General features: G+C 72.0%; 5 protein-coding genes and 1 pseudogene. 2 read left to right on the forward strand and 4 right to left on the reverse strand.

Annotated elements, in window-relative coordinates:
* Positions 1-2: 2 nt before the first annotated feature.
* Positions 3-1,943 carry a tetracycline resistance ribosomal protection protein Otr(A) gene (gene otr(A), locus DY245_RS08470; RefSeq protein WP_128505165.1) on the reverse strand — a complete coding sequence of 647 codons (1,941 nt, stop codon included), beginning with the start codon at positions 1,941-1,943 and terminating at the stop codon, positions 3-5.
* Positions 1,944-2,106: 163 nt separating this feature from the next.
* Positions 2,107-3,528 (reverse strand): dihydrolipoyl dehydrogenase, encoded by a 1,422-nt coding sequence (gene lpdA / locus DY245_RS08475; RefSeq protein ID WP_128505190.1) that lies wholly within the window; start codon positions 3,526-3,528, stop codon positions 2,107-2,109.
* 120 nt (positions 3,529-3,648) lie between these two features.
* On the opposite strand from lpdA, the gene DY245_RS08480 reads away from it, so the two are divergent.
* Complete coding sequence (locus tag DY245_RS08480; protein WP_128505168.1) at positions 3,649-4,539, forward strand: LysR family transcriptional regulator; 891 nt, start codon at positions 3,649-3,651, stop codon at positions 4,537-4,539.
* A gap of 30 nt (positions 4,540-4,569) precedes the next feature.
* Here DY245_RS08480 and treY read toward each other — a convergent pair whose 3' ends face one another.
* Both treY and glgX read right to left on the reverse strand, forming a co-directional pair.
* Positions 4,570-7,146, reverse strand: a complete 2,577-nt coding sequence (treY, locus tag DY245_RS08485) for a malto-oligosyltrehalose synthase (protein ID WP_128505170.1) — start codon at positions 7,144-7,146, stop codon at positions 4,570-4,572.
* A gap of 110 nt (positions 7,147-7,256) precedes the next feature.
* Positions 7,257-9,482, reverse strand: a complete 2,226-nt coding sequence (glgX, locus tag DY245_RS08490) for a glycogen debranching protein GlgX (protein ID WP_128505173.1) — start codon at positions 9,480-9,482, stop codon at positions 7,257-7,259.
* A gap of 243 nt (positions 9,483-9,725) precedes the next feature.
* On the opposite strand from glgX, the pseudogene DY245_RS08495 reads away from it, so the two are divergent.
* Positions 9,726-9,916, forward strand: a pseudogene (locus DY245_RS08495) (Tat pathway signal sequence domain protein); the annotation flags it as partial.

Genomic DNA, 9,916 nt, shown 5'->3' on the forward strand with positions numbered 1-9,916 from the left:
CATCATGCGGACCCGCCCCGCGACGGCGCCTCCTCCTTCCGCATTGGCCGGTCGCCCGACGGATGCGATGTCCACACCCCTTCACCGTGCGTCAGTCCGGGCAACAGCCCCTGGAATTCCTGTACATGACGCGCGGGCAGGGCTCCGCTGAGCAGCCACGACTGCCGGCCGCCGGAGGTCTCGGCGAGCTCCGCGCCCAGCGCCGCGAGCCGGGCGGTCACCGGCGCGAGCGCGGCGAGCGGGATCTCGGCCTCGAAGGCGTGGCAGGGCTCGTACACCCGGGTGCCGGCCCGGTCGAGCGCCCGCAGCAGGACGACGGGCGTGACCGTACGGAAGTCCCCGGCCGTGCTGACCGGGCCGACGAATCCGGAACGGGTCAGCACCACCCGGCAGTCCGTCACCGCCCGGCCGCGCGGGCCGTGCCGCAGGGTCGCCCGGACGGTCTCCTCGATGGCCTGGTGGAAGGCGTGCGGCAGGGCGCCCAGTTCGGTCTCGTAGGTGAAGACGACGCCGGAGCCGCGGGCGCCCGGCTCGACGCGCAGCCCGACCGTGGCCCAGGGGCCGGTGTGGCTGCGCTTGGCGATCTCCTCGTAGGCCTCGCCCACACCGGTCGGCCGCTCGACGCACACCACCCGGCTCGGCGCGAACTCCGCCTCGATGCCGTGCTCCTGACGCAAGGTGGCCGCGATGATCTCCTTCTGCACCTCGCCGTGCAGCAGCACCGAGGTCGCGCCGCCGGGCGCGGGGCGGACCTGTAGCAGCGGATCCTGGTCGGCGAGCGTCAGCAGCGCGGCGCGCAAGGCGGCGGCATGCGCCGGCTGGCGGGCGTGGACAACGGTCTCCAGGGTGGGGGAGGGGAACAGCGCGGTGTCGGCGGGGGCGTCGGTGGCCGGGCCGAGACGGTCGCCGGTGCGGATACCGGGCAGCCCGCGGAGCACCGCGATATTGCCCGCGGTGAGCGGCCCCTCGTGGCCGGGCGGCCGGCCGACGATGTCGAGCGAGGTGATCCGGCCGGTCAGTGTGTCGCCGGTGCCGTCCGCCGCACGCCGGTGCAGCTCGATCTGCCGGCGCGGCCGCAACTCGCCCGCATGCAGCCGGATATGGGCCGTCCGCTCGCCGTTCGGCGGCTGGTGGACGGCGAACACCGTGCCCCGCGGCACCGCGTCCGCGCCCGCCGGCGCCGGCGGGATCAGCCGGAGCATGCCCTCGACGAGCGCGCCGACGCCCTGGCCGCCGAGCGCCGAACCGAAGTACACCGGGTGCAGTGAACCGTCGGCGGTCCGGGCGGCCAGCGCCGCGCGAAGCCGCTCCGCGGTGGGCGGTGGCCCCTCCACCAGCTGGGCCAGGATCGAGTCGTCCGCCTCGGCCACCGTCTCGGCGATCCGGTCGCGGACCCGCGGGTCCTCCAGGGCGTACGCCGTCGAGCGGGCCCGCGCGGTGCCGAGGCCGGCCACGGCCGTCATCGGGACGGCGACGGGGGCCAGCAAGCGGCGGATGTCCGCGAGCAGCGCGTCGCCCCGGGCGCCGACCCGGTCGATCTTGTTGACGAAGAGCAGGGTGGGCAGCCGCAGCCGCCGCAGCGTCTTCATCAGGACCCGGGTCCTGGCCTGGACGCCCTCCACCGCGGACAGCACCAGCACGGCGCCGTCGAGCACCCCGAGGGCGCGCTCGACCTCGGCGATGAAGTCGGAGTGGCCCGGGGTGTCGATGAGATTGACCTGCACCTCGCCGACGGTGAAGGACGCGACGGCCGAGCGGATGGTGATGCCACGCTGCCGCTCCAGCTCGCCGGTGTCCGTCCGGGTGTCACCGGCGTCGACGCTGCCGAGCCGGTCGATGGCGCCGGTGTCGAACAGCAGCCGCTCGGTGAGGCTGGTCTTACCCGCGTCGACGTGGGCGAGAATCCCGATGTTCAGGGTGTGCGAAGGGTGCGAAAGAAGCATGGAAGGTGCGGTCCTCTAGAACTGTCGTCCGGCTGGGGCGATGAGTAGTTCCGAGGAATCGGCGCATTCCGGGCTCCTTGGTGCGGGGATGTCGGGCGTACGGGGTCATGCTGGCCAGCCGTACGCCCGGCCGCAACCGAATTGAGCGGCCGCCCCGCACCGCTCAGTGCTGATGCAGCCCCCGCCCCGCCAGCGTCAGAAAGGTCTCGCCGACCGCCTCCGACAGCGTCGGGTGCGCATGGATGTGCTGGGCGACATCGGCGGGTTCGGCGTCCCAGGCCACGATCAGCTGGCTCTCCGCGACCATCTCCGAGACATGCGGCCCGACGAGATGGACGCCGAGCACCGCGCCGGTGGCCTCGCCGCCCGCCCCGTCGGCCGCCGCGATCACCTTCACCATGCCGCCCTGACCGTGCACCATGCCCTTGGCGGTGGCGGTCAGCGGCATGGTGTTGACCTTGATCTCCAGGCCCCGGGCGCGCGCCTGCGCCTCGGTCAGACCGACCGACGCGGTCTGCGGGGAGGAGTACGTCACCCGCGGCACGGTCGCGTAGTCCACCGGACGCGTCGGGATTCCCGCCAGCGTCTCGGCCACCAACAGCCCCTCCGCGAACGAGGCATGAGCCAGCCCGAGGGACGGCGGCGGCAGCAGATCGCCGACCACATGGATGCCCGGCACGGCGGTCTCCAGCCGCGACCAGTCCGCCGGCGGGACAAAACCCCGCCCGTCCGTCGACAGCCCGGCGGCCTCCAGGCCGAGCCCGTCCGTCACCGGCACCCGCCCCACCGCGACCAGCAGCCGCTCGGCCTCGATCACCACCTCCTCGCCCTTGGGGGTGCGTACGGTGGCCCGTATGCCGTCCGGCAGCAGCTCGGTGCCGGTCAGCGTCGAGCCCGTACGGACCGCGATGCCGCGCTTCTTCAGGCCGCGCGCCAGATGGCGGCCGACATCCTCGTCCTCCAGCGGAAGCAAACGCTCCGCAGCCTCGACGAGGGTGACCTCGGCCCCCATGGAGCGGTGGAAGGAGGCGTACTCGACGCCGATCGCACCGCCGCCCAGCACCACTACGGACGCCGGGAGTTCGGCCGCGAACAGCGCATCGTCGCTGGTCACCACCCGCCGGCCATCCGCCGTCAGGCCCGGCAGCAGACGCGGCCGGGAGCCGGTGGCCAGCACGATGCCGCGCCGGGCGGTGAACTCTCCCGCGCCCTCGATCCGGACCGTACGCGGCCCGGTCAGCCGCGCCGAGCCCTGGACGACCCGCACCCGCGCCGTCTGCAAGTTCCCCGCCACGCCCTGGTGGTTGCGGGCGACGATGCTGTCGCGGGTGGCCACCAGCGCCGGCCAGTCCAGGGAGTCGACGGTGGCCTTGACGCCCCACCGTTCGCGGGCCTCCGTGATCCCGTCCACCAGCTCGGCGGCGTGCAGCATGGCCTTGCTGGGGATACAGCCGCGGTGCAGACAGGTGCCGCCGATCAGATCGCGTTCGGCCAGCACCACCCGCAGCCCCAGTGCCGCGGCGCGCAGGGCCGTGCTGTAGCCGCCGGTGCCGCCGCCGATGACAAGGACGTCCGTGGTGTTCATGTCTGACTCACTCATGCGACAAGGCTCCGCCCACCTGCGGTGATGAGTCCAAGGCAATGTTTCTATGGGGGTGATGAAGATGCTTCATGAGGCGCGCGGGGCGCAAAGGGAGGGGCGGGGATGAGCCTGCGGCAGATGGAGTACCTCGTCGCAGTCGTCGAGGAGGAGTCCTTCACCCGCGCCGCCGAGGCGCTGCATGTCACCCAGTCCGCGCTCTCGCACCAGATCAAGGCGCTGGAGCGGGAGGTCGGCGGCCCGTTGCTGGAGCGGATGACCCGCGGGGTGCGGCTGACCGCGATGGGCCGGGCCTACTTCCCGCACGCCGAACTCGCCGTCCGCAGCGCCCGGCAGGCCCGCCGGGCCGCGCTGGCCGCCGGCGGCGCGGAGAGCGGCGAACTGCATATCGCGACCGTGCACGCCCAGGCGATCGGTGTGCTGCCGGAGGTGTGCGCACGCTGGGCCCGCGCCCACCCCGGTATGCGTCTGGTGCTCCACGAGTACGCCACCACCGAGGAGTTGTACGAGCAGATGGCGCGCGGCATCGCCGATATGGCGCTCGGGCCGCGTCCCAAGGACTGGCAGGGGCCGGTCACCGTCGTGGGCCGGGAGCGGATGGTGCTGGTCGTGCCGCGCGATGATCCGCTCGCCGCCCGGGACTCGGTACGCCTGGCGGAGCTGGCGCACCGGCCGTGGGTGCGCTGCAGCCTGGAGCCGGTGGTCGAGGGGCGCCGCTGGCTGGACCTGGAGTGCGAACGCGTCGGCTTCACACCGCGGACGGCCGTCCGCACCCAGCACAGCTCGACCGCGGTCCGGATGGCTTCGGCCGGCGTCGGCGTACTGCTGACCGCGGCCCATGAACTCATCGGCCTGGACTGTGCGTACGTGCCCACCGATCCGCCGTGGCGCCGCGACATCACGGTCTTCTCCCGCGTCGAACTGACCGGCGCGGCTGCGGAGTTCACCGAGCTGCTGCGTAACACGGCGAAGGAGGGTCCGGAGATGGGGAGCTGACGTTGTGTCAGACCCACCAAAGTCGTACGGCTACTCGCCCTCTGCTCCCTCGCTCACGAACAGCGCGACCGGCGACACCTCCAGCAGCTCGCTCAGCCCCACCACCGCACCGCCCGGCAGCTCGCGCCCGGTCAGCAGCTCGCGCCAGGGGCCGCCCGGCGGCAGCCGCAGCCCGGTGTCCCACCAGCCGCCGGTCTCCACCAGCCGCAGCGACAGCCGGGTCACCACCGTCAGCACCCGACCGCTGCGGCAGAACGCCACACAGTGCTCGGCCGCCGGCCCCTCCGCGTACACCGGCTCGTACGACGCGGTGGCGCCGAACCACTGCGGACGGTCGCGCCGCAGCCGGAGCGCCGCCGCGGTGAGCCGTAGCTTCTCACCCGACAGATCGCGCGGCGTGGCCCCGCCGTCCAGCTCGGCCAGCAGCTCCGGCCGGAAGCGGGCGGGCCGCCGGTTGTCCGGGTCGACCAGCGCGACGTAGCCGAGCTCGGTGCCCTGGTAGAGGTCGGGGACGCCCGGCATGGTGAGGTGCAGCAGCGCCGCGCCCAGCACATTCGCGCGGATGTGCGGGGCGAGCTCCTCGTCCAGCGCGGTGAGCGGGGCGGCCATGGGGCCGCAGGGCCCGCTGCGGATGAACTCCGCGACCGCCTCCTCGTAGTCCGGGTTCGGCTCCGTCCAGGAGGTGCGCAGCCCGGCCTCCCGTACGGCCTTGAGGACCGCGGGCCCGACCCGCTCCCAGCTGTCGCCGGGTGGGGGTGCCCCCAGCGTTGGCTGGGGGAGTGCCCCCACCGCCGTCGGACCGTCGGCGGGCGCGCCCAGGCCGAACGCGGTCTGCCAGGCCAGCCAGGACACCATCGGGTCCGGCGGACCCGCGCCGTCCACCCCCTTGACCCCGATCCCGCACATCGCGCCCTCGGCCATCCCGCCCAGCACATCCCGCCACCGGTCGGGGCATTCGGACAGCACCGCGATCCGCGCCCGCACATCGGCGCTGCGCTTGGTGTCGTGCGTGGAGAGCACCGTCCCGGTCACCGGCCAGTCCCGCTGGATCCGCGTGCAGTACGCATGGAACGCCTCCGGGGGGAGTGCCGGCTCGCCGGGGTCGCCGCCGACCTCGCAGGCCGACAGCAGCACCGGATAGCGGTAGAAAGCGGTGTCCTCCACGGACTTGGCGTGCAGCGCGGACGCGGTCTGGGCGAACCGCGCGGCGAAGTCGGCCCGGTCCGGGTCGGCGCCGCCCGGGGCGCCGTGGCACCGGTCGTCACCGTCGGAGTCGTCGTGTCCGGCGCCGCCCGCCCCCACACCGAGCGCCAGATCGTGGATCAGATCCACCGCCCGCGCCTCCTCGGGCACCCGGAACGCGGTACGCGCCCGCACCGCCGCTCTGCCCAGCATCGCCGCGTCCGGCACCGCCCGGGTCGCATCGGCGGCGTACGGGCGGTAGACCGGCAGCCGCACCAGCAGCTCACGGATCGCATGGCGCAGCGCCCACGGCGCATGGTCGCCGGGCTCGGGGAAGCGTTCGCTGATCCGCACGGCCGTCCGCACCAGCCGCTCGACCTCCGTGGCCAGATCGTGGGTGACGACCTCGTACGCGGCCCGGCGCACCGTCTCCTCCCAGTCGCCGCCCTCGTCGGCCAGCGGGGTGACGAAGTCCCGGTAGTGGGAGAAGAGCCGCCCGATGCCCTGCGGGCAGACGAACAGCCCGTCGATGTGGCGCAGCGCGTCGTACCCCGTCGTGCCCGCGCACGCCCAGCTCTCGGGCAGCCGCTCATCGCCGGTCAGGATCTTCTCCACCACGGTCCAGCGGCCGCCGGTCTCCTCGCGCAGCCGGGCCAGATAGCCGCCGGGGTCCACCAGACCGTCCGGGTGGTCGATGCGCAGCCCGTCGATGACGCCCTCGCGGATCAGCCGCAGGACCGTGCCATGGGTCGCCTCGAAGACCTCGGGGTCCTCCACGCGTACCCCGATCAGCTCCGAAATGGTGAAGAAGCGACGGTAGTTCAGCTCGCTGCGGGCCAGCCGCCACCAGGCGAGGCGGTACCACTGGGCCTCCAGGAGGCGCGCCGTGGGCAACTTCTCCGTACCGGGGCGCAGCGGAAAGATGCGGTCGTGGTAGCACAGCACCCCGTCGTCGTCGACGAGGAAGTGCCGCGCCTCCTCGCCGAGCCGTCCGCCGAGCACCGGCAGTAGCACCCGCCCGCCGAGGCCGGCGTCCCAGTCGATGTCGAACCACCGCGCGTACGGCGATTTTGGGCCGTTGCGCAGCACCTCCCACAGCGGCCCGTTCCGCCAGACCTGCTCCGGCACCGCCATATGGTTCGGCACGATGTCGACGATCAGGCCGAGGCCGTGCGAACGGGCCGTCGCCGCCAGCGCCCGCAGCCCCTGCTCACCGCCCAGCTCGGCCCGTACGGCCGTATGGTCGACCACGTCATAGCCATGGGTCGACCCCGGCACCGACTCCAGCACCGGCGAGAGGTGCAGATGGGACACCCCCAGCGAGGCCAGGTGCGGGACGGCCCGTTCGGCGGCGGCGAACGGGAAGTCCGGCTGGAGCTGCAGCCGGTAGGTGGCGGTCGGCGACGGACTCGATGGCTGCGTCATGGGAACACCCGTACCCCGCTGACGGCTCGTTGTGTCATCTCCCACCGGCATTGCTGTTGTTGTTTCCACCAAGGAGGCGGGCGCACGCCGGCGCGCCGGCCCCGTCGCGCCTACGCGGGCCGTTGCAGCACCAGCAGGCTCCGGCCGACGAGCGTCAGCCGATCGCCGGCCTTGACCTTGGCGCCACCGCCGTCCGCCACCACAAACGGCCGGTCGGTGTCCACCACGACCTGCCACTGGCGGCCGAGGTGCTCGGGCACCATGAACTGCTTCTCCTGGTCGTGGGCGTTGAACATCAGCAGGAACGAGTCATCGGTGATGGGCTCACCGCGCGGACCCGGCTCGGAGATCGAGCTGCCGTTGAGGAACACCGTCAGCGATTTGGCATGCACCGACTGCCAGTCGCGGGGCCCCATCTCCTCGCCGCCCGCCGTGAACCACGCGATATCGGACAGCTCGTCATGGGTGCCCTCCATCGGGTGGCCCTGGAAGAACCGCCGGCGCCGGAACACCGGATGGTCGCGCCGCAGCCACACCATCTGCCGGACGAACGCCAGCAGCGCCAGCTGCTCCTCGTCCGCCCGCGGTGTCTCCTGCGGCCCGTCCGCCTCGTCGGGGTCATCGGGGTCATCGGGGTCATCGGGGTCGTCGGACACGTACGGCTCCCCGGCGCCCCCGCCCCGCCCGGGCTCCGGCCAGCGCACCCACGACAGCTCGTTGTCCTGGCAGTACGCGTTGTTGTTGCCGCCCTGGCTGCGCCCGAACTCGTCCCCGTGACTGAGCATCGGCACGCCCTGCGACAGCATCAGCGTGGCCAGGAAATTCCGCATCTGCCGGGCCCGCAGCCGCCGCACCCCGGGATCGTCGGTCGGCCCCTCGGCACCGCAGTTCCACGACCGGTTGAAGCGCTCACCGTCCCGGTTGTCCTCGCCGTTGGCCTCGTTGTGCTTCTCGTTGTACGCGACCAGATCATGCAGCGTGAAGCCGTCATGGCAGGTCACGAAGTTGACCGAGGCCAGCGGCCGCCGCCCGTCCTCCTGGTAGAGGTCCGACGAACCGGTCAGCCGGGATCCGAACTCCGCCAGGGTGCGCGGTTCGCCCCGCCACAGATCCCGCACGGTGTCCCGGTACTTCCCGTTCCACTCGGTCCACAGCGGCGGGAAGTTCCCCACCTGATAGCCGCCCTCACCGACGTCCCACGGCTCGGCGATCAGCTTCACCTGGCTGACGACCGGGTCCTGATGCACCAGATCGAAGAACGACGACAGCCGGTCCACCTCGTGGAACTGCCGGGCCAGCGTCGCCGCCAGATCGAAGCGGAAGCCGTCCACCCGCATCTCCTGCACCCAGTAGCGCAGCGAGTCCATCACCAGCTGGAGCACATGCGGGCTGCGCATCAGCAGCGAATTCCCGGTGCCCGTGGTGTCCATGTAGTACTTCCGGTCCTCCGACAGCCGGTAGTACGAGGCGTTGTCCAGCCCCCGGAACGACAGCGTCGGGCCCAGATGGCTGCCCTCGGCGGTGTGGTTGTAGACCACATCCAGGATCACCTCGATACCGGCCTGGTGCAGCGCCCGCACCGCGGTCTTGAACTCCAGCACCTGCTGCCCGCGGTCGCCCCAGGACGCATACGCGTTGTGCGGGGCGAAGAACCCGATGGTGTTGTAGCCCCAGTAGTTCGTCAGCCCCGCATCCACCAGCCGGTGGTCCTGTACGAACTGATGCACCGGCATCAGCTCCAGGGCGGTCACCCCCAGCTTCGTCAGATGGTCGATGATCGCCGGATGCGCCAGCGCGGCATAGGTGCCGCGCAGCTCCTCGGGGAGCTCCGGATGGCGCATCGTCAGGCCCTTCACATGGGCCTCGTAGAGCACCGTCTCGTGGTACGCGGTGCGCGGCGGACGGTCGTCACCCCAGTCGAAGTACGGATTGACCACCACCGACGCCATGGTGTGCGGCGCCGAGTCCAGGTCGTTGCGTACCTCAGGACGCCCGAAGTGGTAGCCGTAGACCGCCTCGTCCCAGTCGATCCGGCCGCTCATGGCCCGTGCGTACGGGTCGAGCAGCAGCTTCGCCGAGTTGCAGCGCTGCCCCCGTTCCGGTTCGTACGGACCGTGCACCCGGAAGCCGTAACGCTGCCCCGGCATCACCCCCGGAAGATAGGCGTGCCGCACAAAGGCGTCGCTCTCGCGCAGCTCGACGGCGGTCTCCGAACCGTCGTCGTGCAGCAGACACAGTTCGATGCGTTTCGCGGCTTCGGAGAACACCGCGAAGTTGGTGCCCGCCCCGTCATAGGTGGCACCCAGCGGATACATCTGTCCCGGCCAGACCTGCATGCGTAGACTCTTCCACTTTCTCGTCGGCCGCTGCGGCGACTCCACGACACACGTGCGCGGACCGATTCGAAATCCTTCCCCCAACTTGTCGCAACTTGTCGCACACGGAGGTCTTTTCGCCAGATCTCCGGCTGAATGGTGGGCAACCTGTCGCGATGTCGGATCGTCCTATTGGTCGTCCTACTGGAGGACCGACTGGGGGATCTATATGCGTGTCACGGAATGTGACAGCAGGGGGGAACCGTGCACCAACTGATGCACCGCCACCTCGGCAAGGTTGTCGCGGGCGCCGCCATCGCGCTGACCGGCACCGCCGCCATGGTGGCGATCACCTTGCCGGCCGACGCCGGTGCCGCCGACGGACCGGGCACCGGCAGCCGGCCCGCCGCGGCCGGCGCACCCGCACCGGGACGCGACCCGGGGCAGCCGCCGCC

Source organism: Streptomyces inhibens (assembly GCF_003389455.1).
Classification (GTDB): Bacteria; Actinomycetota; Actinomycetes; order Streptomycetales; family Streptomycetaceae; genus Streptomyces; species Streptomyces inhibens.